Genomic DNA, 26,751 nt, shown 5'->3' with positions numbered 1-26,751 from the left:
CCATTTTTTAAGGCAGCACACTGGTCATTTTATTAGCAGGTCTGTCCTGATAACTAACCCCTCTGAGGTTTTTCTCTGATAAACAAACAGTAACAACTTCAACCTCTGCTAATTTATCCGGTAGCTACCCATTTACTTGAGAAAAGATTATTGGTAGATGCACCCTGATAACTCACTCCCCTGGTTGGCTAAAACCCACTGGGGGTTTTTTCTAGTTAACGCAGCTACGCTTATCGTAGACATCGCCATTAACCCTGATTTTGACCATTTTCTCCGGAAGTATACTGGCTGCCCCTAGATAAGACTATTGGTAGATGCACCCTGATAACTCACTCCCCTAGCAGATTAACACCAACTGAGGTTTATTTTATCTAAAAAAATAACTGACCTTTATACAAATTTATCCGGAGTATGGTGTTCAACCTGAGAACATTTAATTGGTAGATGCACCCTGATAACTAACTCCCCTGGTTGGCTAACACCCGCTGGGGGTTTTTTTGGCGATTAGGTTGCATTTCCTGTCCACATAACTGCAATGCACCACTCTGCTGGTAGACCTTGAGTATCCTCCGCCAGGATAGAGCATAACCTGATCACCCAATCCCTGAATCGCTTTCTTTTTATTGTGAGCTAAAGATGCCACACCAAAATGATTGCTATGATATTTAATCACATTCTTAATTTTTTTTCTACATTTTGACCCTTAATTTTTTGTCTGCCAGCAATCATGCTGTCAATTTCAGATCAGAGCTTCCTCGCCGACTACATCATAATTTCTTGTTCCCAGGTTCAGCCTGGGAATGCATTACTGGAGGCAGAGCCTCCAAAAAATTGCCTTCCTTGCTACTTGCAGGGAAGGAAAAAAAGATAATGGTTCAGGGTTTCAGCCTGAAGTTGACACTAATGACCAGCTATATGGTAGTATTTCATGGCATTATGCTAAAAAACTTTGCCTAAAATCAAAGAGTCGCCAACCCATGAGTTTAGCTGTAATTAAGTTCTCTTCAGAAGAGTGCGGCATCTGCCACAAAATGTCTTTTTATGACAAAAAGGTGGCTGAAGAACTGGGTTTAGAATTTATCGATGTAAAAATGCAGGATACGGCTGCTTACCGCAAGTATCGCAAGATTTTATTAACTCAGTATCCTGATAAATCAGAAATGGGATGGCCTACTTACATCATCTGCAATTCTCCAGAAGGGGAATTTCAGATTGTGGGTGAAGTAAAAGGAGGTCATCCCAAAGGGGAGTTTAGAAGCTGTCTTCAAGAGGTTCTGAATTCCACAGCTAATCAGAACTAATTACCTCAAAAGATTTGACCTCCAGGGCAGGGCCAATCATGGCAGTTGTCATGATATCTTCACGCACCTGTCCTTTAACTTTTGCTTTTTGTCCGGCTTTGAGTAAGTCTTTGTCAGCCCCTTTGAGGATTTCGTAAGTAACGCCCTCTTCTGTGACTAATGCCCATGCGCCTGTGCCAATATCACGGCGTTCGATTGTACCTTTAAGTGTAATGCTCATAAATAGTGCTGAGTTGTGAGTGCTGTTAGCGGTAGCGGGGCGTTTAGCCCGTGCTGAGTGGGGGAGTTAGGAGTTATTAAGAATTTTCCCCCATCCCCATGCCCAATGCCCCATTCCCCATTTATGCTGTTTTTTCTTCGTTTTTCAATGCTAAACGAGCAAGTCCATAACAGATTAGGGCGTTGGCGATGAGGAAGAGGCGTGCTAAGTGACCACTTCCCAAACCCCAAACTGCCGGATCTAAAAATGCACTTACTGTCAAGCACGCTGCTACACCTAAAGTTGAACCAATGGCAAACCATTTCCAACTAGGATGTCCCAGCAGCAATGCCATTAACACAATGGGAATCAGTACGCTGGCAAACAGGGGATTCAACGCATCAGTTCCCTGAAGGGTATTGCCTAGTTCAGGAATTGAACTGCCCAAAACCCGGAAAGGCCACTGAGGAAGGTCAAAAATATAGATTCCCTTGAGGAAAAATAATCCAGAACTGCCGGCAATTAAGCCACTGGATAAAGACCAACTCCAAGTGAAGGGGAAGTAAACCCGTAAAAACCAAGCCAGCAGATAGGAACCAATTACCATTAAAATCTTGGGTAAGAGTGCGATCGCACCACCATCAATCCAAAAGCCGGGGTTAAAATAGCCGTTATCGCGTAACCACCGGAAGAAATCTGAGAAACTGATTTGCCCCACAAAAGCTAGTTTGACTGCTGCTTCTGCATTGAGTTGTCCAGTACCATAATAGTTCAAACCATCATCCTGGATAACTCGCGCCGACTGCTTGAGGACTTTTAACACTTCATCTGGTTCTTTGATGCCAGCAGCTTTGATTAATGCCGCAACACCAGCAACGTGGGGAGAAGCCATGCTTGTACCCTGGAAGCCCAGAAATACGCCTTCGCCGTTTTCATCGATAGTTTCTTGCAGAATCTTACCAGCTTCACTACCACCAGGAGCGGAGATATCTACCCCAGCACCAAAGTTAGAATAGGGTGCTCTTTCGCCATCTGGGCCAATTGCCGAAACGCCGATGACGTAGGGATAGCGGGCTGGATAGCTTGCCCCATTAGTATTTTCATTCCCCGCTGCGGCAATGATAACTACACCTTTTCTATGGGCATACTCGATCGCTTCTTTCATCAACTTGCTTTCACCGCCACCGCCCAAGCTCATATTAATCACATCTGCGCCTTTATCAGCAGCAAATTTAATCGCTTCGGCTATATCGGCAACAGTACCGCCACCATATGAACTGAGTACCTTCAGCGGCATCAGATTGGCTTCATAGGCAATTCCAGCTACACCATATTTGTTATTTGTGGCTTGGGCAATAGTTCCGGCAACATGGGTACCGTGACCATTATCGTCTTTGGCTTCTTCTCGGTCGTTAACAAAATCATAGCCTTTGACGAATTTCGTCTCATACAAGTCCCGCACCTTGGTAATCCCGGTGTCAATCACTGCAACTGTGACGCCGCTGCCTTTGGTTTGACTCCATGCGCCTTCAATGCCGATTTTGTGCAAGTTCCACTGTTTGCTGTAATATTGGTCATTGGGACCAGTTAATGAGGGACTTGCTTCGTCATCTTCTTGGGGTCTCAAAAATTCTCCAAGCCTTGCGACTTCACCTGGTTGTGGAATCTTCCTGTAGATATAATTTGGTTCAATGAATTCTGTAGCTTGGGCAAACTGAGATTTTTTCAGTTCTTGGAGTCGCTGGCGATCGCCTTTGACAATATACACATTATCTTTTTGGGAAAACTTGTTGTCTAATTGGGGTGTAACGTTATATTGTTTGGCGATCGCTTGGAGATTCTCTTGCACCACACGTGATGGAATATCTTCCCGAAAATCAAGCAAAATCGTCTCAAACTCTCCTTTAGCTGCCAATCCCTGGTAATTCAGGAAACCAAACATGGCAGATCCTAGCCCAATGACAAACAAGCACAATAATATAAGTTTTTTCATATTAACTCATCACCGCTTTTTGCCAGTTTGCTCACTACCATAACTTATCTGCATCCTTTATTGGTAGATTTTGCACTTTTAGTTACAAGTTTCACTCACGATTCAGGACTTTTTTAAACGATGGAACGTGGTCTTTTGTGGTTGCCCCTATTAGTAATGTTTTTCTGGTTGGCTTGGCAAGGCTCGAAAGAGTATCAAAAAGTCGAAGCCTATCGCGCTTGGGCAGAGCAATTTGAACGGGCTAAGTACGATATTTATTCAGTATTAGCTCAAAAAGGCCACAATCTAACTTGGGGAAAACCCACGCCTAAAGGGCCAATTCAACTAGAAACATTCTCTTTGCTTGATGTTATGCAAATAGCTCTTTTGGTAGATGACAAAAAAGTAGATTTAGAAAATATTCCTGAGAAAGGTCGTTCTATAGAGTTAGAATTTCTATTTTCTGAATCTACCGATTCAGTGCGGGTTCCGTTTACAGAAATCCCTTTGGCAGCTGAATGGGGTAAGTATTTGCTCTCTGCATTACAAAACTTGCGATCGCAACAAAATCAGTAGTTAAACTGCGTCCACCTTGAAAACTTTTACTTTAAAGCAAGCATTTATATCATCAGCTACTTTTTAGACTGTATAAATTAAATATATTTAATTTTGATTAAGTCTAATATGCGGTTGGGCTACGTGCGATCTCACGTAACAAGGTGTGCGAAGTATCCTGGAGTTCTATAACTAGCAACTTGGGTTATTATCAGTCCGGTAAAACAAGTTGCTTGCGTAAATTTTTTTGTAGGTATTGGTTTCTAACTCACATCCGACTTTGCCATCAGTCCTCTTTAGAAGTTTTCTGCTATTAGCCGGGGAATAAATTCCCCAGCTATTGTTGGGATGAGACTGGTTGGCGAACTCTTAGAATTCCAAGTTTTTATCGGAAGTTTCGAGTTCTAATCTTGAAGTTTCTAGTTCTCACATTGAATGAATAGAAGTTGTGGTCATCTTGACAGGGATTAAAGTGTAGAGAAACCCCATAAAATAAATTTAGTTGCTCAATACCAAATCTTTTCTCTCTAGTTATTCCTCTACACACCTATACCCACTGTGACGAGGCTTGGTCATCGGAAAACAGAATCAAATAGTTATAAAAGTTGTAGAAGCCTGAGCCAAGAGCGTTGACGCACTAACCCCATCCAACTTCGCGAACACTTGATTATCAGAACTATTCACAATGAAGGCTTGACTTCCTCGTTGCTGTATCGACAATTGACCAAACTGAAGACCACCTGATAACGCAAGCTTGTCCCTACCCACTTCAAAGTCAGTAATGGAGTCCGTACCCTCACCAGAAGCCAATACAAAGGTGTCAACACCATAATTGCCCCCGGTAAGCACATCGTTGCCTTTACCACCGTAAAGCCAGTCGTTGCCTGCACCCCCAGTGAGTTGGTCATTGCCAAGACCACCGAACAGGGTATCGTTACCGTTATTACCCCAAAGTTGGTCATTGCCATTATTGCCGTAAAGTCGGTCATCACCATCTTGTCCCCAGATAGTATCGTCTGGATCGCCTCCAAAAAGTTGATCATTTCCTGAAGTACCGACAATGGCAGGAGCGGGACTAACTGTGCCACTAATAGCAAAGTCAAAGGGGCTTTCATCACTATCGTTGTTGTTTAAACTGAGGCTACCACCATAGGTGCCGACTGTAGTGGTATTGAGTGCCACCGATATGGTGGTAGAAGCATTAGCAGTCACGCTCGTCGGAAGAGTACCAACCAAACTAAATCCGTTGGGAAGTTTGAGATTACTCAAGTTAAGTGCAGCCGTACCGATGTTCTTAATAGTAAAGGTTTTGGTCAGGGTGTTACCAGCCCTGGTGTTGCCAAAGTTAATCGCCGTGGTGCTGCCATCTACAATGTTAACTGTGCCATTGAGAACTTGAATTTCTGGAGCAGGAGCGGGTTTAACCGTGCCACTAATAGCAAAGTCAAAGGGGCTTTCGTTACTATCGTTGTTGTTTAAACTGAGGCTACCACCATAGGTGCCAGGTGTAGTAGTGTTGAGTGCCACCGATATGGTGGTGGAAGCATTAGCAGCCACGCTAGCAGCAAGAGTTCCGACCAAACTAAATCCGTTGGGAAGTTTGAGATCACTCAAGTTGAGTGCGGCTATACCGGTGTTCTTAATAGTAAAGGTTTTGGTCAGGGTGTTACCAACAGTGATGTCGCCAAAGTTAATGGCGGTGGTGCTGCCATCTGCAATGTCAACTGTGCCATTGAAAACTTCAATTTCTGGAGTAGGGATGAGGCTGCGAGGGGCTTCGTATGCACCAATATCAATCACTACGCTGCCATTACCATCACCATCCTGAGGAACGTTCTTAGTGACGCTATTGAAGGCATTTGAACCAGCATCGATCGCAGGACTTCCAGGTTGGAGACTAAAGTTACGATTCGCTGGATTAACAAACAACGGGTTTTGGTTTAAAATATTTCCTGAACCTCTGACGTTAAAAACTCCGTTGTAAGCAAGGTTATTGTTGAATGTAAGATTAGTAGACTTATTGTTGAAAATGAGAGACTCTCCCTGGCTTCCATACAGAATATTGTTATAGACTCGAACATTTTTAGCAACGTTAAGGAAAATCTCTCCGTCTGAAAGTACTTTTGAATTTTGGTAAATTGTATTATTCACAATGTCTACAGGGTTTTCTCCTTTGAAAATCTGAATACCTGCCCCGCCATTGTTGTAAACTAAGTTGTTACTAATTAAGGCTTTACCAGTGTAAGCAACATTTCCATCATAAGAAGTGTCAAGCATTATTCCATGACCTTCAGTGATTGCTCCTGCTGTCTTCCAAGGAATTAAAGATTTATTATCAAAAGAGGTGTTACCTCGAATAATTACTTTGTAATCTGTCGTGTTGTTGTCAGAGTTCCAAAGGTTGAGCATGGTAATACCTTGCGTACCATAAGGTGAGTACCAAGAATTTCCAGAAACGACATTGTTTTCTACTGTAATGTAGTCTGATAGTGCTGTTCCAATTCCTGCTCCAGGAAACTTAGAAACATTGTTATTACTAATTGTGATATGACTTGAATGTTGATTTGGATTGTCAATACTGACCGTAACGAAAATACCACTTCCAGATGTTGCTGGATTATTTAAATTGTCTTTCTGTTCAAGTGCATCCTTTAATGTAATATTGTCCCGATTTCCTACCAATGTTAAGCCTTGAATTACTACGTATGTCGAGCCTGTAATTGATATAGCTTGCCAATTTTTTCCGTTTGCTTGTAAAACAGGTGTCTGTCCTGGTAGCGCCGTAAATGTGATCGGCGCATCAGCTCTACCATGCTTATCTGCAATATGCAGGATATTGGCATAAGGTGAGGTGTAAGTACCATTCATGACGTAGACTGTGTCACCTGCCTTCACCAAGTCGGCAGCTTTTTGGAGACTGCGAAATGCACCTCCCTGACTCAAGCCATTAAATTTATCATTGCCTGTTCCAGAAACGTAGAATGTAGTCATCTGTTTACTCTGAATGTGTGTAGGGTGAATTGGTAATACACTTTCAGCAACTTTCCTCAGTTGCTAAGTAGCTATTTGCACAGGTCATCTGTCTGAACTTTTCAGGACAGTCACAGTTGTCCGATCGCGACTTGAAATCGCATCGGTTGTAGAAACGCTGTTGTAAAACTGAAAATTTCTTTTCTTGTCAACCGTTGATGGTTAAACCAGGGGTATCGATACCGTCAATCGTCAGTGTTCTGTTGAAGGTGATCGGACGATTAGTGTGTAGACGCTTCGCCTCCGGGCTTGTTGTCAGACATCGTCTGATTAGCAAGGCTGGATGGAGTCGAATTGAATCGTATTTTCATCTGTAGCAGCCGCGACGCCGAATAGCCCGTCGTAGACATCGCTACTCTTTGCAAGCTAGCTTTCCTATCTGCTATATTTGATACAGTGATCATATTTGGCATGGTAATTCCTCTGAACTTTATCCGTTGTCTTAGGTCAGGAGGTTGCCAAATCAGCATGGTAAAATGCACCCCTCGCTAATAACTGGAGAGTTAAAGTTACAGTGGTAAAAGTTAAATTGGTTGAAACTTTAGTAGGTTGATCCCTTAACTTAAGGGAACTAATGTAACAACTTAGTCGAACCTGTTGTAAACGGTGTAACTGAGTGTTTTGAACTTAGTTAAAACTAACCTTTACAAATAGCACTTGATATCAGTGAATATTCTGAATCTAGTGCGTTTTAGTACTAAAAATTATCTAAGTGTCGTGGTAGAGTCCTGTTAATTTCCAGAGTGATATGGGATGGAGAGCGCTTTGTGCGAGGATTTGATGAAGTTTCTCTAAAAATTTTTAAAGAAGCGATGCCTTCTGCTGCGTCCACTACGCGTAGCAAGATCCTAAAGGGGACGGTGAGCTACGCCTACGCCAAGCAACGACCATCTCGCCAGCAAGTAGGTTACTGTAAATCTTTGTTGTTGCGATCAGGCACGAGGGAAGAGGGTTTTAGCCTAGTTGATCATCTTTGAGATAGTTTGGTTTGATGGCACCAACTTACTTAATCTTTATAATATGAACACTGAAATAAACTCTAGAATACCCGTTGCTTTAACCATTGCTGGTTCAGATAGCGGTGGCGGTGCAGGAATTCAAGCTGATTTACGCACCTTTGCTTTTCACTGTGTCCACGGTGCTAGCGCCATAACCTGTGTCACGGCACAAAACACTCTAGAAGTGAGGCGGGTTGATCCGATGCCAATAGAGGCTGTTGTGGCGCAAATTCAGGCAGTAGTTGAGGATATTGGCGTACAAGCTGCCAAAACGGGAATGTTGCTCAATCAGGAAATTATCTTTGCTGTTGCCCAGCAGGTGGAAGCTTTACAAATTGATAATCTAGTAGTTGATCCAGTAATGGTGTCACGTACGGGGGCACAATTGATTGATGATGATGCTGTGAAGACTCTTTGCCATGCCCTGATTCCCAAGGCGGTTATCATCACGCCCAATCGCTATGAAGCCCAGATTTTGAGCGGTTTACAAATCAATTCCTTGGAGGATATGCAAGCCGCTGCTGAAATTATTCACAAGACTTTACGGACAAAGGCTGTTTTAGTCAAGGGCGGAGCTATGCAGGGAGATATGCGTGGTGTTGATATCTGGTTTGATGGGGACAAGTTGGAAGTTTTGACTTGCCAGCAAGTAAAGACAAAAAATACTCACGGTACTGGTTGTACACTATCGGCTGCGATCGCTGCTAATCTGGCTAAGGGTAAAGACTTGTGGCAGGCGGTGCAACAGGCAAAAGAGTATGTGACTACTGCACTCACTTACGCCCTAGATATTGGCGAAGGACAAGGCCCTGTAGGACATTTCTTCCCATTGTTACCAAATTAACCTCGTGCTTAGTTATCAATGGGACTGAGGAAGAAATCTGCCCACTAGAGACGGTGTTTTAACCTTCTTTAAGATTGAAGAAATCCGCCCACGAGAAGCAGGGTTTTAACCTAATCCCCATCGCCCCTTATCCCCAGAGAGCGCCGCGTGTTCCCCAATCCCCAATCCCTAATCCTTTAGGACTAGCCCTTTTAAGATGACTCATAAAATAAGATTGTTTTTCTCAGCGATCTCTGTGCCTCTGCGGTTTAAAAATAATTTATTTCACCGCAGAGTCACAGAGAACACAGAGATAAGAGGTTAAAGAAGAATTTATGGATTAAAATTTCCACCCACCTTGAAAGGGCTACTCCTATCCTTAATCAGAAATCTTTGCCCTTTCGGCATTTTTCTATTATTCTTGGGCATAGTTTCAGGGCTGACTATCTCTGTTAGCATCTCTGTACGATCTAATTACCTTGATTTTTAATACCAAGCCCCCGATGCGAACAACCATAGGTTCTGTTCCCAGGAATTCGCCAACACCGACTACTCAAGCCTACCCTCCCTCTGTACCACTATCTGTATACAAGGAATTGTCAACAGAATTGCAAGCAGTACAGGCAAGGCTAAATGCACTCACTACCCAAAATCAGCAATTAGTACAAGAGAATCAACTACTACGCCAAGAAATTACCAAAGTCGTTGAGTCTTTTTCTCACTTGCAAAAGTTTGTGGATTTCCATGCTACCCAAGCTTCTGGCGACGTTAAAAGTGCCACTAAACAGCCAGTAACCCAAGTGCGTCCACGTCAGCAGGTTTCTCGTTCGCGTCCATCCGTTGTGCCCAAAGCGCCACCCGAAAAAAGTCGCCGCCAAGACTTTTCTACACCTGTAATGGAAATGAATTTCCCGATACCAGAACCAGTTTTTATAGAAGAGCAACAAGTAAGTTATTATTCCACTACTGAGCCAGATGCCAAGGAAGTCAGTGGGTGGTGGTTAATTATCACTATTTTGTTAATCATGCTTACTGCCTTTAGTGCTGGATATTTCGTTGTGCGTCCCTTGTTTGAACATCAGAAACGTTAGTTGACACTCCCACAGTCAGCAGAAGGCTTTCGGGCTACTGAGCAATTTCTCTGCAATCACTCTCTAAATATTTGAGCATATCTGCTAAATGACGTAATTTATCTATTTTTAGGTTATAAAAGCTACATAAAATAATAACTTGACAGCAACTTCTTTATGTTAGAACCTCAAAGATTATCCAATTAATAAATCCTTGCCACTTCTCATGTCCCAAACCTTCAGGCGAAGCATCTACATTTTAAAAAGTGGTAATTATTACATATGTTTTAGGAAAAGCACTGCTAGTTACAGCTTCAGACAGCGGATCTGGTTAGATATATAAACGAAGCTAGTAGAAGTCAGGAGTCAAGAAGATGAAAAAAGTAGAAGCTATTATCCGCCCATTTAAGCTAGATGAGGTGAAAATTGCCTTAGTTAACGCTGGTATCGTTGGCATGACTGTTTCTGAAGTTCGGGGGTTCGGACGGCAGAAAGGCCAAACTGAACGGTATCGCGGTTCTGAGTACACCGTTGAGTTTCTCCAAAAACTGAAAGTGGAAATCGTAGTTGACGACAATCAGGTTGATATGGTGGTGGACAAAATTATTGCCGCTGCCCGCACTGGTGAAATCGGCGATGGTAAAATTTTCATCTCGCCTGTTGAGCAAGTGATTCGGATTCGTACCGGAGAAAAGAACACAGAAGCAGTTTGAGTAATAAATACTGAGTACTGAGTACCAGTATGGTGGGCCTTGCTGAATAGTAGGATGAAATATATCGAAAATGTTAACTTTGAGATAGTCTTTCATTTCTTAAATCAGCAACGCCTTTTATTGAGTTTGAAATGGACACAAAAAAGTAAGAAATAGCAACGAGAGTTTTTTACTTAGTTGCACTTTTTGTCTTATGGTTTATATTTTCATTTACTAATGCTGTACAATCTAGTTGCTGGGTCGGGCTTCAATGAGATTCCTTAGCATACATTATTCGTTCAACTACTACTCATAGGTGGGTTTTCAGTGTTACCAATAGGACTGGAAAGTGGCTGTAATAAACCTTGTATTGTCATTTGCTGGAATAAATAATCAATAACCTCTTCTAGGACTTCGCGGGATCTAATAGATATTTTCCAAGTATTGGTAAAAAGTTCATTGTCACTAACTACCAAATAGCTATCTCTTCTGTTACTCATTATCTCAAACGGAAATTCAACTAAGGAAAATTTAGGCTTAGTGCATTCTTCTTCTCCATATTCATCTTGGTAAAATCGATTTAGAGAAAAATCACCTTGTACTTTACCTTTAAAGAAATCTGCATACACAGGGTGAAGTGAATCTAAAAAGATATCAGTTTTACTAGGTAATATCAAAAAAATGCCTTTTGTTAAAGTGTCTGCTTCTCTCGTAAAGTCGTTATATTCCCAACATTTTATTTTTAATAAACTAATATTCAAAACCTCTTTAAGAAGATAAATATCTAGACCATCATTTCGTTGAAGTAAAACAAGTTGATAAAATTCATTATCTTCTCTAGGTTGCCTGAATTTATAAGCTACATATGGAGGGTATACACCTTTACTCTTTATGAAATATTCCTCAAATCCAAGCTTCTCAAAAATGCTAGTAGCCAAAGATATTAAAAATCCTACTTCCCGTTTAGCAATAATTTTTTGTTGGATTTTAACTGCATTTTTTTCTCTAAGTCCCAAGTCTTGTTCAATTAACTTAAAATCATTAATAATCGAATTATCTAAAGGATAAAAATGCTGAATTGCTTCTGATAGCATTTCTTGATAGTCTTTTAATTTGGCATTGTATTCTCGGTAAGGCTTAATAACTTCATTTTCAATTATTCTTGCTTCCGAGAAACTTATTTTTAAATTATCCTTCTTTAAATCTAGTAGCTTACGTGTAAATTTAGGAAATTCGCCGTTTATAACATAACGTTCAACTACTTTACGATATTCCAACTTGGGGTCATTAATACGTACTTTAGCTAATAAAATTTTGTAACCTTCTTTGACTGGATAAAATTCAGGTTTCATTTTTCCAGGAGCAGTCTCTTGAACTTTCTCGCTAGCATATATATGTAGTTCATCAATGGAAATATTACCATCACTATCTAAATCTGCTACGCCAGTTTTTAGACCCTCAAATAAAAAATGTGTATAAAGAGAAAGTTCAAATCCTGGGTGTTCAAAAGAATACTGAGTTGAAGTTGAAGAGGTAAGAATAGCTCGTCCTTCTCCACCTAATTGTTGCTTAATAGGTATGGAACCGTCATCTTTAACTTTCATTCCTTGGCTAAAAGCACCACTAAAGCAACAATCAAGAATCACCACCTGTCGTTTAGAGCGACTATCACTCATCGTGTTCTGTACATAACTTGCTGCTACCGCAGTTGGCTGAACCAACTTTTCTTGCTCTTTGCGGGTATTACAGCTTGCTAAATAAAGATTACCACTATCATCTTTAATTCCATGTCCAGAAAAATACAGTAGTACAAGGTCATCTTTTTCACGATTTGCAAACAAGGAAAAGATTGCTTCCTCCATCACTTGTCGCTCAGGATTTATCAGAGGTTTTACTTCATCAAAACCACCAATTTCTGGATCTCCCAACACTTGCTGCATTGCCTCTACATCCCTATTGGCAGCAACTAAAGGGGCTAAACCAGACTCATACTTACTTACTCCAATTAACAATGCTAGCTTCAGCATATGTAAATTCTTATATGATTTAAATCGTAATTATACTTGCTTGATTTGTTATAAAAATGGTGGAAATTTGAAATGCTTTGCAAATTATTATATTTCCCCATAATCAAGCAAGGTAAAACTATATTAACAAGAGGTTAAGCTTATGTCTTTGCTTTCCTTTTCTCTAGTCCATCCAATTTTTTAAATTTCTACATAATTATTTTGAAGTCAATTTAAAATTAGTAAAGCCAAATGGTGATTTATCTTCTCCTAACTCAGGACTCAGGACTAGACAATGTGTATAGTTGGGGAAGTAAAGCAGCAAAAGCCTTGCCTCGATGGCTAATTGATCCCTTCAACTCCCGTGTCATCTCAGCAAAGGTCAATTGCAACTCTTGCACATAAAAAATTGGATCGTAGCCGAAACCATCATTACCACACGGTGTATGGAGAATTTCGCCGCGACAAATACCTTCAGATTGTAATACGATCGCACCATCAGGACGAGCGATCGCTACTGCACAAACAAATTGAGCTTGCCGATTGACTTTGTTACCTAATTCTCTCAATACCCTAGCAATGCGTTCTGAGTCGGTTTTGGCGTAACGTGCAGAATACACTCCTGGTGCGCCATTTAGGGCATCTACTTGCAAGCCCGAATCATCAGCAATTGCCCAGTTTTCTGTGGCTTTAGCAATTTGTGAGGCTTTAAGACAAGCGTTGGCAGCAAAGGTTTCGCCCGTCTCTTCAATTTCCAATTCTTCAGGTTTTAGGGTTAATTCCCAACCAGAATTTTCCAGGTAAGCTTGCATTTCCCGTAATTTACCTGGATTTCCTGTGGCTACTACAAGTAATGTCATGAATTACGAATTATTAGTTAGGAGTGATGAGTTATGAGTTAGGAATTAATAACTCCTAACTCTCAACTCCTCACTAATTTTACTCCGCCCACTGTTTCGCCCAAGCAAGAGTTTGATGCACTTGCTGAATTGTCGGGGCTTCGCAGTAGAGGCGTAAAACTGGCTCAGTACCGCTAAACCGAATCATTAACCAGCTTTTATCAGTGAGGCGGTATTTGTAGCCGTCAATTGTTTGGCAATCAATCACTGCTAACCCGGCAATTTCCGTTAAGGGTTGGGTTTGTAGTTGTTGCAAAAGGCGCGATCGTACTTCCATACTTGCTAAGGGTAAATCAATGCGATCATATGCTGAACTAAACCCTGTTTGTTTCTGCAAGTGACGATAATATTCACCTAAATCCAAACCAGATTCTATGATCGCCTCTAGAACGTACAATGCTGACAACAGTGCATCGCGTTCGGGAATATGGCTGCCATAGCCGATTCCTCCCGACTCTTCGCCACCCAGCAATACTTTTGCTACTAACATTCTGTCAGCAATGTATTTATAACCAACTGCTGTCTCAAATACTGACAGGTTATGTTGTGCTGCTACAAGGGGCATCAAGTCGGAACCACTAACAGTTTTGACTATTTCACCAGTAAAGCCGCGCCTTAAGGTTAAGTGGTCGATTAATATCGGGATTAATACTTGGGAACTTAGGAAGTTGGCTTCTCCATCCACCGCTGCAATGCGATCGCAGTCTCCATCAAATACCAACCCCACGGTTAAACCTGATTCATCGGTTTCTCGGTGAGTTTTGATGACTTCAAATAACTTTGAAAGGTATTTAGGTAAGGGTTCCGGCGCACCGCCACCAAATAGGGGATCACGTTCTGAGTTGATTTCTTTAACCTGATTACCTAGTAGTTTCGCCAATCCACCGGCAGCCGCACCATGCATAACATCGGCAAATAAGGTCAATTTGCCAGATGCGATCGCTTCTCGAAGTTTGGCGATATCAACTTTACCTTCTAATGCTTCTGTATAACTGGGCCAGGGATCGAATTTCTCTTGCTTGCCTGGGGTAGCTGCTAGTGGTACTCCCACCGACAACTGCGCTTCTATCTCTTTTGTGACTTCTGGCGGTACCGATCCACCAAAACAACCCTTGACTTTTAAACCTAAATATGCACCTGGATTATGGCTGGCTGTAATTACTAGCGCTCCTAAAGCATTGAGTTGTTTTGCTGCCCAACTATAAGCTGGGGTTGGGGCAAAGGTTTCGCTCAGGAGCACATCAAATCCGACAGCGGTGACAGTATCAGCGACAGCACGAGCAAAGTCTTCGGCCATGAATCGGCGATCATAACCGACAATTATTGTCCGGCTATCAACCGTAGAATAATATGTATCATATAATACTTTTGCGGCAACTGGCGCGACCAGGGCTAGACGTTCAAAGGTGAACTCGTCACCAATAACGCCCCGCCAGCCGTCTGTACCAAACTTGATTGAGTTAGTTACAACTGGCATCTAGGTATCCTAACTGTCTACTTGAGGATTCTAGCATTTATACAGTGTATAAAGTAAAAAAAGAATCTAGTAAAAATATGTACTAATAATATTTAACACAAAAGTGAGCAAATTTGTGTGTTACATCTGCTGGCGAAGTTTGGGCAGTGGGAAATTGTATTGTTTAACTTTTAAGAGAGTTTCTAACGGAGATTTGGCTTCGATCGGAAAAATATTTTGACTATTCACACTTTTAGTTTTTTTCAACATAGAGAGGGCGAATCCTGGTGTAGGCTCTTTCTCTGTCATAGGGGTAATAGCGCCTTTCTGAATATAAATATATCCTCCTACGCTCTCAGTTGCCCAGAAAAAAGGAATTTTAAGTGCCTTAACTAATTTCTTATGGCGTTCTGAGGAAAATAGATAAATTCCTTCTCCATGTTCTTCTAGAATTGCTTTAACCTTCTTAACAGCTTTTGTTAGCTTAAAAGCGCTACAAAGTTTTTGTGCATTTCCTCCTTTGAGAATATCTTCAGCTTCCAAATCGTGAAATCTGGGATTAGAGAGATACTGGTCTACTAACTTACCACATTCATATAGCTGATAATGAAAAACAGTTTCATCATGATTTAATACTGCTAAAGTATAGTTATTAAACTGACTTGATATTAGAGAAGCTAAACTAAAAAGATCCTGAGAATCATTCTCTGCTAGCTCAGGATAGACAATTGCAATATCCTTAATAAAAGGAGAAACATAAGCATTTATTTTTAAGCTCTCAAGATAATTAAGTAAAACTTCTTGATTTTGTCCTTTGACAATAATATTAGTATAAGAATTAGCCATGATATTATCTAATTAAGAGTTAGCCAACATTTGTTTGTAAATTAGGCTTTGGCATCAAATAATTAGAATAGTTGAACTGGGATTGTCCTGATGATTTGCTATTATGAGCAATCGCCCCACCGATACAAATCTCTTTCTATATATAAACATTAATAATCCTTAATAGTATTAACTATTAAGGATTGTTGAGAGGAGCACAAACTGCTCACAAACGTGATTGTTCCTTAAAAATCATCGAGAAACTGACTAAGGCGACTGATTACGGGGTCAACCTCTTGAGGAGGGGTAGCAGCAGTATGAGAAGTATTATTTACTACTTCTAATTGAGTTGAAGACTGAATGAATGATCGATCATTGACTATGAGCGCCAATTGTGCAACTTGTTGAGAAAGTTGCAGTAGATGATGTTCCATCGCCTCCAAACGATTAGATCCCTTGGCAAAAAAACGTTCCTCAAGTCCAGCCACTTGACGTTGCAGTTCACCAATTTGTTGTTCAATCGGTGTTGTTACTGCTGTTTGTGGACCAGGTCGTACAGATTCCGGTACACATAAAGATTGCCACAAGGCTTCTTTACAGAGGTCACTGAAAGTCTTGTCTGGTTGTTTTTCCAAATAACTTTCTACTTGCGCTAACAAGCTTTCATCAGCAAGCTCTGGGTTGAACGTGACGGATTTAACTACCTTTTTTGACCATTGGAACATCAGCTTTATGCCCTAGCAGCGCGATTGGAGGATAATTGTGCCTCTCCATAAATATACTGCCCCAAAGCATTCGCCTGTCGGGAAGGTGCTGCTAAATGAGCATTAATCTTTGCTTCTTTGAGTAGACGTTGAACGTCGTCCCAGAAGAACTCACCACCCCCGCCAGTGAGAATCACATCGGTGACGCGTTCTGGCAACCAGGCTAGCACACGGCTACAGATTTCGCGAGAAAACATCTCTGTGAGGTTAGGAAGAAAATCGTCTAGGTTGGTGGGCTTGCTAGCACCTTTAGGACGGTAATAGCGTTCACCTCTGGGTTTGTTAACAGCGGAAATCAGCGCTAGAGATTGACTATCTGCTCCCTCGATTTCGGCGGACACCAATTCATAAAACTTATTCATACCGAAGTCTTCGCTCTTAGAAGCACCTCTGGCAAAACGGAAGTTATCTACCATCAAAAGATCGACGGTTTGATGTCCAATATCGACGATCGCTACCGATATTTTTGTAAAATCGGGACTGCCAGGGCTTTTTTTCGGTTGAGCTTCAGACCACAGTAGGCTGCCGTAGCCCTCTGGCATTACCCATACCTTACTGACATTCAGCGACACAGATTCACCGCGGAAGTTCAACACATGAGGACCACCTACTTGGCTAATCAACTGGGCTTTTTCCTTTTCAAATTGCTCTAAGGAAAGAAAAGGCAGACCCAGTACGACTGAGATATCGTCTCTGAGTTTGAAGTAGCCAGCACTTGCTAACACTTTTACCAGTGCAGCCTCTACCTTAGATTGTCCGACTCCTAAATTCGCCCCAAAATCTGCTGCCAGTTGACCAACAGCATATCCATTTCCTTGATACTCCAGCCACAAATCCATTAAGGGGTCAGTAGCCCTGGCTTCAAAAACACCACCGCGTACTTGTTCTATTGACATCTGCTTCACATTGGCAGGTACGAACACTACATTGCCGGGTTCGCGACTCACACAAGTTTTTGTGGAAGTTCTGCCTAAATCAACACTGAGAATGGTTTTCCCGGAACCACCGCCTAGCTTGGTACCGGAAGGAAGATTATTATTAACAGCATTTATGGGAGTCGTCGATGCTAACGGCTGCCTATTCATGGGTATAGCAGCACTATTCATCGGGTTAGCGGCGGAAGGTTGGTCTGTCATGAAAGCTCCTAGTTCAAACTTAACTGTAAAAAATTGTCATGCTCATCTTACAAAAATGCGAGCAACCAGAAATTCTAGGTTGCGTCAAGTGTAGCTAGAAATATGCCAAAAATTAATTCTGGCGATACCTCCGTGGGCTTTGCCAACTTACATCTAGTATTATTTGGCATAGTGTAGGCGAATTTTGGCCAGATGTAACCCCTGCTTTCACTGCTTTCAAACCAAAAGCGTCCGTGTTTCATCTTCTAGTACGTCTTAACTGGCGCTTGAATATCCAGAAAACAAATGCCGAAACCAGACCCCCAAGTACGATTTTGGATACAGGAGCAAGGTACTTATCCACAAGTTCATACTGACTACCCAATATGTATCCTGAGTATGTTAGCAAACCCACCCAAGCAGCGCTACCTAAGGTTGTGTAAAACAGAAAAAACAGAAATGGTAGCAAGGGCATATTGCTGATCCCTGCGGGAACAGAAATCAAGGTGCGGATTCCCGGTACAAGGCGACCAATTAATACTGCTTTTCTACCTTGTCAGTCAAACCACTCTTTGGCTTTGGTAATATCTTTACTAGATAGAGCCAGCCATTTACCATACTTATCAGCCTAAGCTTTCAAACGGGTTTCGCCAAAAAGCTTACCCGGATAATACCAAATAAGTGCGCCCAATACAGAGCCCAAAAGTCCTGCGAAAAACACACCAATAATATTCAGCTTTGCCCCTCCTGGTATAAAGTAAATCTTTAGACAACAAGACGACGTAACATAACACGAGTCATAACAGCATATATGGCAGCTTCACTCATCTCCGGAAGACGCTCATAATCCTTACTAAGACAATGACATTGGTTAAACCATCCAAATCTTCTTTCTACTACCCAGCGTTTGGGTAAAACCTCAAATTCTTTTCCTGTATGCTACATTACCTCAACATGAGATTGAATCATCAGCCACACCGCTAGGCCAAACTTATCGCCGTTATAGCCAGAATCAACCCACATGACCTCGACTTTTTCCAAGACTTCTAGATGTTCTTCTAGCAGTTCCATCAAAGCATAGGCTGCAAGCACTCAATAGGGGAGCGTTTGCTTCACTGACCACAACTCTTAAGTAATAGTCCCAGACTATCAACTATGGTTTGGCGTTTGCGTCCCTTGACTAGTTTCCCGCCATCAAAGCCGTATACTTCCCACGCCAGTCGCTACAACGGGGGGAACCCCGGCAACACGCTGGCTCCCTTTTTTCGGTCGTTTTCACCAACTGACTGTCTGCTGCGATTGCCTCTGGCACGCTACACAAATGCAGTTCGTTGGGCTGACCTACCCATTCTGCTCCCAAATCTGGTTACGTAGTGTATGGTTCAATTGTTGCCAAACCCCAAGTTTGTGCCATTTCCGGTAGTAACTGTGAACTGTTGAGCTTGGAGGAAAGTCCCCTGGAAGCATATTCCATTGACACCCCGTTTTCAAGTGGTACAGGACTTACGCACAGGTAACAGAAAATCGAACCGCAGAGTCCACAAAGGACACGGAGAAATAAGAGTTTCAGAGAGTTCTTGCGTAAGTCCTACTTAAGACAGGCGATTACTGTTACTAATTTCAGCAATGCCATCTGGCTATACCACTTTTATTTAGTACGTATTTACTATAAAAATGCGATCGCCCTGTGCCAGTTGCGTAAGTCCTGGCAAATTTAAAAACATACTTTAGGGTTTTCTTCTGAGGTTGATGCTGTGGGGGAGATGAGAGAGCAGGAGGAGAGAAGGGAGTAAATTTTACCTTGTCCCCCTTGTCCCCCTCTTCTTGTTCTAGGCTGTCGGGGTCAATGATTGTACTCTTGGTTCCGATTCCCAGTCTAATGGATTCCAAACTCGATCTTCCAGCGCCATTTGCTCAATCAAACTTGCCAATCTCAGGGCTTTGAGAGCTTGTTCACCACCCACTGAGGGTTGATTGCCACCGTGTACACAGTTGACAAAATGTTCTAATTCTGCACTTAAGGGTTGAATATTGCTGGTGTAGACTTTTTCAATCACACCATCTTGCCTGTAAAGTACTTGTCGGTGATCGGTGAGAGAATTGGCAGTCGTTTGTCGGTGAATCAAAATTTCATTCTTGAGAAAATCTGCCTCAGTAAATGAATTTTTGCAATGGGCAACAATCCGGCGAATTTTTCGGTGGGTGACTTTACTGGCAGTCAGAGTAGCAACAATACCATTGGCAAATCCCAAGGTGGCGGTTACGTAATCTAAATAACCAGAGTCCAAGGCACGAGTCCCGCTAGCAGTCAATTTCGTGACTGGGGAAGCAGCTAATTCCAAAAGTAGGTCAATGTCATGGATCATTAAATCCAGCACAACCGAAACATCATTTGCCCGATCCGAGTAAGGACTCATTCTGTGGGCTTCTAGCGCCAGCAATTCTTCAGTTTTCAGCACTTGGCTCAGTTCTTTAAAAGCTGGATTGAAACGCTCAATATGACCTACTTGCAGGATACACCCAGACTCAGCTGCGGCATTTACTAAAGACTCTGCCTCAGAAATACTGGCTGCGATCGGTTTTTCAATCAAAACATGAATTCCTGCAAGAAGACAGTTGATGCCCACGGCGTAGTGCAGGCGGGTGGGAACAGCTACACAAACTGCTTCCACAAGGGGTAGCAGGTCACAGTAATCTTCAAAAAAACGCACCTTGTAGTTACTGGCTGTTTCTAACCCTCGCTCGACGTTAATATCTGCCACTCCGACTAGTTCAACATCTTTCATTGAACTCAGCACGCGAGCGTGGTGTTGTCCCATGTTACCCACTCCAATCACGCCTATGCGGATCGGTCGTGGCTGGTTACGCTGTGTATATGGATTCGGTTCTGCCACTGACATGCTATTTTGCACTATTATTATCTCCTCAACCACCAAATTTAGAGACGCTACGGCCGTTGGCGTTTATACTCGAAAGCCAGTTACGATCCGTCTAAAACCATCCAGATGGTAACATAGAGCCTATGTTTATGAAGAATTTCAAAGTTTGTGATCGGTTCCCGTAATCCAGATATCTTTTGTATAGATAGTTCGGGTTTACTTTGGATTTTGCACTTTCTACAAAGAATATATGTCTTTTTATTAACTTTAGAAAATTCAGTAAGACCTAAGTGTAAATTCTCCCAAGTTTTAGGGGTTGGCTTCCTTTCTTCGGATTTTACTCTGGGTTACAGTTAGGCAATTAATTACCAAGATCAATATCCAATTGACACTACTAAAATTACAAAATAATCAAACAATAACACTTATACTTTTTTTCAAAAAAATGCTCTTAGGAATTACTATTACTGATTATCTGAAATAATTTTGTATGATTATTTGCAGCACCTGTTGTAGACACGTTCGTGCAGCCTTTCGTAGAGAAGAGAAAACATTGCACTGCTTTTTGAGAGAAACTGGTGTGGATTGTTTCTCTGGAATATGTAGGATGCAGTGTTGTTTGCCATAACTAACAGGAATTCAGGAGTCTTTTTAGCGTTGCTTCCTGGCATCTTGTTAAGGTATGATTTGGCGATTTGAAATCTAAAATTTGCAACCGAAATGAAAGCTGTAATTCTGTTATCTGGGGGATTAGACTCTTCCACAATTCTGTACAAAGCTAAGGCTGATGGCTGTGAATGTCATGCTATTTCCTTTGATTACCAGCAGCGACACCGACGAGAGTTACAGTCAGCCCTCACTGTCGCTCAAAAAGCTGGGATCGTGAAACATCAGGTGGTTAATTTTGACTTACGACAATGGGGCGGTTCAGCACTTACCGATGACGCCATTGATTTACCCCAAGAGCGTTCTCTAGATGAAATGTCTCAAAATATTCCTGTCACTTATGTTCCGGCTCGTAATACCATCTTTTTAAGCTTTGCTCTTGGTTACGCCGAAGCGATCGCAGCAGAACGTGTCTATATCGGCGTCAATGCCTTAGATTACTCAGGATATCCTGATTGTCGCCCCGACTATATCCAAGCAATGCAGGAAGTATTTCGCCTGGGAACTAAACAAGGGCGTGAGGGACAACCAATTAATATTGTTGCACCCCTGATCAACCTGAAAAAAACTGAAATCATCCAACTGGGGAACCAATTGGGAGTTCCTTGGGAGCTAACTTGGTCTTGCTATGTCGGTGGAGATGTCGCCTGCGGTGTGTGTGATTCTTGTCGCTTGCGGCTAGCAGCTTTTGCGGAATTAGAACTCATTGATCCACTGGCGTATGCTTCTTGAGTGAGGAGTTAGGAGTGAGGAATGAGGAGTTTTAATTCCTAACTCTTAACTCTCAACTCCTAACTCTTCTAAGCGTCGCAGTTGAATTTGATGCAGGCGTGGGCCAATAATTGACACCACAGTGAATTCGAGATTTTGATAACAGAAGGTTTCGCCTTTAGCAGGAATTTTCTGTAACTGATACAGCAAAAAGCCCCCCAGTGTTTGGTATTCTCTTGTCACGGGCAAATTGAGATGCAAAACTTCGTTGAGGTCTTCAAGGTTGATCTGTGCCTGCACCAAAAATTTCTGCTCATCTAACATCTGAATCAGTAAGTCGTCACTGTTTTCAGGTTCGCTGGCGTCACCAATGATTTCGGCAATAACATCTTTGATTGTCACTAGTCCCACAGTACCGCCAAACTCATTCACTACCATGACCATAGCTGGTTTCTCTTGCTGCATCATTGGCAAAAGTTCACTCAAGGATGTGTGTTCCGGAACAAACCGGACGGGACGCATCCAAGGTTGGATCTGTGTGTCTAAACTTAGCTTTCCTACAGCCAAAGGTTGTGCCAAATCTTTAAAATAAACAATGCCGCGAACATCGTCCAAAGATTCACCAATCACCGGATAGCGAGAGTAACCAGTGGAAGCCATTTCCTTAAGTAATGTCTGGAAAGTAGCATCTTTTGGCAGCGTGACAATACTGGTGCGGGGGATCATCACATCTTGGGCCATGATATTCCCAAACTCAAAGACATTATTGAGCAGTTCTCTCTCCGCACGCTGTAAACCAGTAGACCCCCATTCTGTAGAGATAATCAGTTGCAATTCTTCGGGAGTCACAGGGGGTCTCCAGCCTTGACCTGTGTATTGGATGCCAAAAATCCGCAAAAAGCAACGAGTTGATTGGTTGAGAATCCAGATGAAGGGGCCAAAAAAACGCACGATCGCTTTTACCGAAGGCCCCAAAAACCTAGCTAGCTGTTCTGAATACAGCATGGCTAAGGATTTGGGACATAGTTCTCCGATCACAATTTGCAAATAGGCAATTAAGAAAAAGGTGATGGGAATTGATAGGGAATGGGCTAGAAAGGTAGTCATTCCACTGGGTAAAGGCCAGGATTTTAACCATGCATTCACCAGCACGACAATCGTACTTTCGCCAATCCATCCCAGTGCCAAACTAGAGAGAGTAATACCTAACTGGGTGGTAGATAACAGTCGGTCAATACTACGTTGTAGCATCTCCACAGCGATCGCTGGAATATCCCCAGCCTTAACTAGCTGGTGAATACGCGATCGCCGCACGCTCACCATCGAAAATTCCGCCGTCACAAAAAAGGCATTTATGGCAATCAGCACTAGCACTGACAACAACCGCAGCGCCACGTCTGTCCAAATTAAATTAGGAAAACCACTCACCGCCAAAGCTCGTGTAAAACTCACGCCCCCCATTTTTGGATTTTGGATTTTGGATTTTGCGGAAAGTCTGAGCGCCGGTTTCGGGCGATCAGAACTTTCCAAGACGGATTTTGGATTAAGTTTTGGAGATTAGGGATTAGGCAAATTGTCTAGTACAGCGGGCGCGTAAATAAACCAACCATTCAAAATGGCGCAAGAGTTCAGAATACAACCCTTTTGACTTTTGACTTTTGACTTTTGACTTCTGCGTAGCGGTACTAGTACCATGTGCCCAATCTAAAATCTAAAATCTAAAATCTAAAATTGTCTCTCCTACCTTTCTACAGGAATATTCGATGCCTCTAGCTTCAATTGTTGAGCGGGATAATCAGTCAGAGCCAGTGATATCTTCTTGACATCATCAAGTAAAGCTGTGGGAATGCTCACTGTACCGGAAAAGGTTGGCCCATTTGCAGGCAATTCTGTTGGTAAACCCTCTGTACTAGCACTCAGGGTTCGTCCTTTATCATCGGTAACATCTAAAAAACTATACAGGAAACGCACAGAATCCTTACCTTTGTTCTGCATTTTCACTTTCAGTAGCAGATCACCACCAGAATAGCGGGCAGATTGCACAGACATGGTTACACCCTGACTCTGGGCAGTAACCGGAAAACCTGGCTGGGGTTTCTCTTCAACCACTGCTGGCGGTTTTTCCTCTGGCTTCTGCTTGCTGCTATTGGTTTCTTCATCATCGTCCTCTAGCTTTTCTGATTTAGCAGCCTTGGTCTTACCCTCAATTCGCGCCTTGACAATTTTCAGAATCTCTTCCTCTTTTAATAGTACTAGCCCTCCCTGTTGAGAGTTATTTGTCTTATTGCTGGCAAATTTTGTTGTGGGACGTCCATCTGGTGTGGTAACGCCTTTAAGTGCTGAACTCCCCAGTTCAAACCCCAAAAATGCGCTCACAGAACCTGCTCCCAACATTAGGATTAACAAAATCAAAGTAAGAAGTACAGTAGAATTTATTTTCATCGCTGACAAGCTATCACAAACGAATGCTGGTCTATTTAAGAATAGTGAAGCTTTTGACCTCAATCCTTAAAGGAACTTAATCAATATTAGTTTGCACTATTTCATGATCAAATTATGTAGTATAAAAATCTGGTAAACTATTGTCCAGTATTCACAAGCAGTAAATTTACGCTATAATCATGGAATTAGCTAAACTCAGTGCATGAGATATTTTCCTCACTCTAAAATTAGCAAACAAGGTTAACCTAAGAGTTGAAGTAATTGACTCATAGTAACCCGAAACCCAACAAAACAAGCGCCTTTGGCCGATTGGGGAGGCAGCGAACTCATAATTCGCCTTCAGGCTGGTTCGATTCCAGCAGGGCGCACTGAATCGTTAAAAAGCAATAACGTGTTATGTTACCAGACCCTCAAAGATGATTGGGACATGAGTAATACTACATTCTCTTGAGCATTGACATCCTTGTTAGACTCCTCCAGTCATGATTTGGTAATTTAGCCATTAGTCACTAGTTGCTGACAAATGACAAGGAACTAAGGACTAATGACTCCATAGGGTAGGACTGTTACGGAGGTGGTAAAGTTTCAAACCTGAATTCAGTTCCCACTTTGAGTTTGTTGCTATTCAAACGAGGAGACATCATCAGCGACGTGTCATAAGGATTTGGTAAATCAGGAGTGCGAAGATAAGGATCGTTGCCAACTTGCTGAGTCAGGACATCATGATATAAAGTGTTAACCAACTCAGCATCGTGGGCAATTTCATTTTCTGGGAAGGAACCACCGAAACTGGAACCAGATCCTAGAAATGAGTCTAGCTGACGCTTGAGGCTGCCATTTTCGTAGAAATTGCGATCGTGACGAAAATAAGCTTGTTCAAATACATCATTCGTAGTTTGATAATTGGGTGTTTGGGTTTGGGCAGATACAACAGAGGGAAAAGCAATACTAGCAGCAAGCAGCACCAATAAACCACCAAAGGTTTTTAATTTTATCTGCACGTTTCTGACTCCTCAATTTTTGGGCAATCTTAATTTATGCTTAATTTCAGAACTCTCATGAGTTCAACCTTTGGTGTAGCACAACTTTTAATGTTTTGTAATGACGTATCCTACTGAAACTCTTACCTATTCAGATATTTGGGCAACCACTGCTGATTTGACTACCTTGCGCCACAAGCTACTAGATTTATTTTGCCAACTTGCTTATCAAGAAGGTGATTTTCTCCTTTCTTCTGGGCTGCGTAGTTCTTATTACGTTAACAAGACACAGGTAACACTCCATCCTCAAGGCGCTTTGGCAGTTGGGCGCATGGTGTTTACTTTGCTACCTATAGATACACAGGCTGTAGGTGGTTTAACATTGGGGGCTGACCCAATTGTGACAGCAGTGAGTCTAGTTTCTGTTTATGAAAACCGACCGATACCAGCGCTGATTATTCGCAAGGAAGCCAAGGGTTATGGGACAAGAGCTTATATAGAAGGCCCCAATTTAGCAGAAGGTGCAAAAGTAGTAGTGTTAGAGGATGTGGTCACAACTGGGCAATCTGCTCTAAAAGCAGTTGAGCGTCTTAAAGACGCAGGTTATACCGTGAATCAAGTAATTGCACTGGTAGACCGCCAGCAAGGGGGAGGTGAGTTGTACCAGTCAGCTGGGTTGAAGTTTGAAACTTTGTTTTCGATTCAGGAAGTTCAAGAACGTTTCCGACAACTTGCAAATTTATGAACAATAGGACTTGTACTAATTCGTAATTCGTAATTAAGAATTACAAATTGGTAGAAGTCCTTAATATGAAATAATAGGTGTCGGCTAACTAATTAAATGTCGTCTTAATAAATTAATGTTTTTTTGTCCTTAACCTCGCCAAAATATCCGCTATTTTACGCCCTTTCATTTCAATAAAATTCAACAGTTCCTCTGGTGTATGGGTATCCTCTTCATTTTTAGGATTGGGGTTTACTGCTTTCAGGTCATACACTGCGCCGTGCAATACTAAATTAGCGATCGCAATCGGTTCTAATGATCGGGTAAAGTTAAAACCGACAGCATCGGCGTTTTCTATTTCTTCTTGTTCGTGTTCATCGAGTATAGGTAAAAATAAAATCCAGGTTAATTCGGCAATATATTGTAGCGCACCTGTACAGTTGGAACGGCGCATGATATCGCACGGTGATACCCCTGCACTCACCAGCTGCTTCAATAATTCCTGTGTTGTAGCGATTAAATCAGTATGGCGATCGCTATTACAAAAAATGGTAGTGGTAAATATGTAGTGAAATCTGATATTTTCTAACTCAAATTATTCGTTTGTAGCTGTTAAAATTTTAATTATATTTAACTAACTAATT

At 42.0% G+C, this 26,751-nt stretch carries 23 protein-coding genes, 1 tRNA gene and 2 pseudogenes; 9 read left to right on the top strand and 17 right to left on the bottom strand.

Going from position 1 to position 26,751, the window contains the following annotated elements; genetic code table 11:
- The first annotated feature begins 977 nt into the window (after window positions 1-977).
- On the top strand, window positions 978-1,301 hold the full coding sequence (locus V7K48_RS09705; protein WP_335071864.1) for a thioredoxin family protein: 324 nt from the start codon (window positions 978-980) through the stop codon (window positions 1,299-1,301).
- Here the strand turns inward: V7K48_RS09705 and V7K48_RS09700 are convergent.
- Window positions 1,288-1,521, bottom strand: coding sequence for a hypothetical protein (locus tag V7K48_RS09700; RefSeq protein ID WP_335065949.1), 234 nt, complete (start codon window positions 1,519-1,521; stop codon window positions 1,288-1,290). The genes V7K48_RS09705 and V7K48_RS09700 overlap by 14 nt on opposite strands.
- A gap of 121 nt (window positions 1,522-1,642) precedes the next feature.
- Complete coding sequence (locus V7K48_RS09695) at window positions 1,643-3,493, bottom strand: S8 family peptidase (RefSeq protein WP_335071839.1); 1,851 nt, start codon at window positions 3,491-3,493, stop codon at window positions 1,643-1,645.
- A 120-nt stretch (window positions 3,494-3,613) separates the two neighbouring features.
- Here V7K48_RS09695 and V7K48_RS09690 point away from each other — a divergent pair, with 120 nt between their 5' ends.
- Complete coding sequence (locus V7K48_RS09690) at window positions 3,614-4,048, top strand: hypothetical protein (RefSeq protein WP_335071837.1); 435 nt, start codon at window positions 3,614-3,616, stop codon at window positions 4,046-4,048.
- A gap of 567 nt (window positions 4,049-4,615) precedes the next feature.
- Here the strand turns inward: V7K48_RS09690 and V7K48_RS09685 are convergent.
- Both V7K48_RS09685 and V7K48_RS09680 read right to left on the bottom strand, forming a co-directional pair.
- A complete protein-coding gene (locus V7K48_RS09685; protein WP_335071835.1) occupies window positions 4,616-7,018 on the bottom strand; it encodes a choice-of-anchor D domain-containing protein in 2,403 nt (800 codons plus the stop codon).
- 260 nt (window positions 7,019-7,278) lie between these two features.
- Window positions 7,279-7,470 (bottom strand): hypothetical protein, encoded by a 192-nt coding sequence (locus V7K48_RS09680; protein WP_335071833.1) that lies wholly within the window; start codon window positions 7,468-7,470, stop codon window positions 7,279-7,281.
- A 354-nt stretch (window positions 7,471-7,824) separates the two neighbouring features.
- Here V7K48_RS09680 and V7K48_RS09675 point away from each other — a divergent pair, with 354 nt between their 5' ends.
- From V7K48_RS09675 to V7K48_RS09660, 4 genes are all read left to right on the top strand, one after another.
- A complete protein-coding gene (locus V7K48_RS09675; RefSeq protein ID WP_335071831.1) occupies window positions 7,825-8,034 on the top strand; it encodes a hypothetical protein in 210 nt (69 codons plus the stop codon).
- A gap of 43 nt (window positions 8,035-8,077) precedes the next feature.
- Window positions 8,078-8,899: a bifunctional hydroxymethylpyrimidine kinase/phosphomethylpyrimidine kinase gene (gene thiD / locus V7K48_RS09670; RefSeq protein ID WP_335071829.1), complete on the top strand. Its 822-nt coding sequence runs from the start codon at window positions 8,078-8,080 to the stop codon at window positions 8,897-8,899.
- Window positions 8,900-9,381: 482 nt separating this feature from the next.
- Window positions 9,382-9,969 carry a hypothetical protein gene (locus V7K48_RS09665; RefSeq protein WP_335071827.1) on the top strand — a complete coding sequence of 196 codons (588 nt, stop codon included), beginning with the start codon at window positions 9,382-9,384 and terminating at the stop codon, window positions 9,967-9,969.
- A 353-nt stretch (window positions 9,970-10,322) separates the two neighbouring features.
- Complete coding sequence (locus tag V7K48_RS09660) at window positions 10,323-10,661, top strand: P-II family nitrogen regulator (RefSeq protein WP_012410794.1); 339 nt, start codon at window positions 10,323-10,325, stop codon at window positions 10,659-10,661.
- Window positions 10,662-10,939: 278 nt separating this feature from the next.
- Here V7K48_RS09660 and V7K48_RS09655 read toward each other — a convergent pair whose 3' ends face one another.
- The 9 genes and pseudogenes from V7K48_RS09655 to V7K48_RS09615 form a co-directional block, all read right to left on the bottom strand.
- Window positions 10,940-12,667, bottom strand: a complete 1,728-nt coding sequence (locus V7K48_RS09655; RefSeq protein WP_335071826.1) for a caspase family protein — start codon at window positions 12,665-12,667, stop codon at window positions 10,940-10,942.
- A 254-nt stretch (window positions 12,668-12,921) separates the two neighbouring features.
- A complete protein-coding gene (rdgB, locus tag V7K48_RS09650) occupies window positions 12,922-13,506 on the bottom strand; it encodes an RdgB/HAM1 family non-canonical purine NTP pyrophosphatase (RefSeq protein WP_335071824.1) in 585 nt (194 codons plus the stop codon).
- 79 nt (window positions 13,507-13,585) lie between these two features.
- Complete coding sequence (locus tag V7K48_RS09645; RefSeq protein WP_335071822.1) at window positions 13,586-15,022, bottom strand: phosphoglucomutase/phosphomannomutase family protein; 1,437 nt, start codon at window positions 15,020-15,022, stop codon at window positions 13,586-13,588.
- Between the two features lie 120 nt (window positions 15,023-15,142).
- A complete protein-coding gene (locus V7K48_RS09640; RefSeq protein ID WP_335071821.1) occupies window positions 15,143-15,847 on the bottom strand; it encodes a hypothetical protein in 705 nt (234 codons plus the stop codon).
- Between the two features lie 224 nt (window positions 15,848-16,071).
- Entirely contained in the window at window positions 16,072-16,551 is a 480-nt protein-coding gene (locus V7K48_RS09635; RefSeq protein ID WP_335071819.1) for a plasmid segregation centromere-binding protein ParR, read from the bottom strand.
- Between the two features lie 5 nt (window positions 16,552-16,556).
- Entirely contained in the window at window positions 16,557-17,726 is a 1,170-nt protein-coding gene (locus V7K48_RS09630) for a ParM/StbA family protein (RefSeq protein WP_335071817.1), read from the bottom strand.
- A 238-nt stretch (window positions 17,727-17,964) separates the two neighbouring features.
- Window positions 17,965-18,450, bottom strand: a pseudogene (locus V7K48_RS09625) (DedA family protein); the annotation flags it as partial.
- A gap of 20 nt (window positions 18,451-18,470) precedes the next feature.
- A pseudogene (locus tag V7K48_RS09620) lies at window positions 18,471-19,205 on the bottom strand (IS5 family transposase).
- Between the two features lie 329 nt (window positions 19,206-19,534).
- The gene (locus V7K48_RS09615; RefSeq protein ID WP_334971684.1) at window positions 19,535-20,617 is read right to left on the bottom strand and encodes a Gfo/Idh/MocA family oxidoreductase; all 1,083 of its coding nucleotides are present in this window, start codon (window positions 20,615-20,617) and stop codon (window positions 19,535-19,537) included.
- Between the two features lie 687 nt (window positions 20,618-21,304).
- Between V7K48_RS09615 and queC the strand changes: the two genes are divergently transcribed.
- Window positions 21,305-21,982, top strand: a complete 678-nt coding sequence (gene queC, locus V7K48_RS09610) for a 7-cyano-7-deazaguanine synthase QueC (protein ID WP_335071815.1) — start codon at window positions 21,305-21,307, stop codon at window positions 21,980-21,982.
- Window positions 21,983-22,027: 45 nt separating this feature from the next.
- Here the strand turns inward: queC and V7K48_RS09605 are convergent, their stop codons facing one another.
- The gene (locus tag V7K48_RS09605; protein WP_335071813.1) at window positions 22,028-23,422 is read right to left on the bottom strand and encodes a hemolysin family protein; all 1,395 of its coding nucleotides are present in this window, start codon (window positions 23,420-23,422) and stop codon (window positions 22,028-22,030) included.
- Between the two features lie 279 nt (window positions 23,423-23,701).
- The gene (locus tag V7K48_RS09600; RefSeq protein WP_335071811.1) at window positions 23,702-24,403 is read right to left on the bottom strand and encodes a hypothetical protein; all 702 of its coding nucleotides are present in this window, start codon (window positions 24,401-24,403) and stop codon (window positions 23,702-23,704) included.
- A gap of 295 nt (window positions 24,404-24,698) precedes the next feature.
- Between V7K48_RS09600 and V7K48_RS09595 the strand changes: the two genes are divergently transcribed.
- A tRNA-Ile gene (locus tag V7K48_RS09595) sits at window positions 24,699-24,771 on the top strand.
- Between the two features lie 198 nt (window positions 24,772-24,969).
- Here the strand turns inward: V7K48_RS09595 and V7K48_RS09590 are convergent.
- Window positions 24,970-25,404: a hypothetical protein gene (locus V7K48_RS09590; protein WP_335071809.1), complete on the bottom strand. Its 435-nt coding sequence runs from the start codon at window positions 25,402-25,404 to the stop codon at window positions 24,970-24,972.
- Window positions 25,405-25,504: 100 nt separating this feature from the next.
- Between V7K48_RS09590 and pyrE the strand changes: the two genes are divergently transcribed.
- Window positions 25,505-26,128, top strand: a complete 624-nt coding sequence (pyrE, locus tag V7K48_RS09585) for an orotate phosphoribosyltransferase (protein ID WP_335071807.1) — start codon at window positions 25,505-25,507, stop codon at window positions 26,126-26,128.
- Window positions 26,129-26,240: 112 nt separating this feature from the next.
- On the opposite strand, the gene V7K48_RS09580 is transcribed toward pyrE, so the two are convergent.
- Window positions 26,241-26,591: a hypothetical protein gene (locus tag V7K48_RS09580; protein ID WP_335071805.1), complete on the bottom strand. Its 351-nt coding sequence runs from the start codon at window positions 26,589-26,591 to the stop codon at window positions 26,241-26,243.
- Between the last annotated feature and the right edge of the window lie 160 nt (window positions 26,592-26,751).

Source organism: Nostoc sp., from assembly GCF_036919615.1.
Lineage (GTDB): Bacteria > Cyanobacteriota > Cyanobacteriia > Cyanobacteriales > Nostocaceae > Nostoc.
Note: the sequence above shows the minus strand (reverse complement) of the source record. Positions and strands in the feature narration are given on the sequence as shown.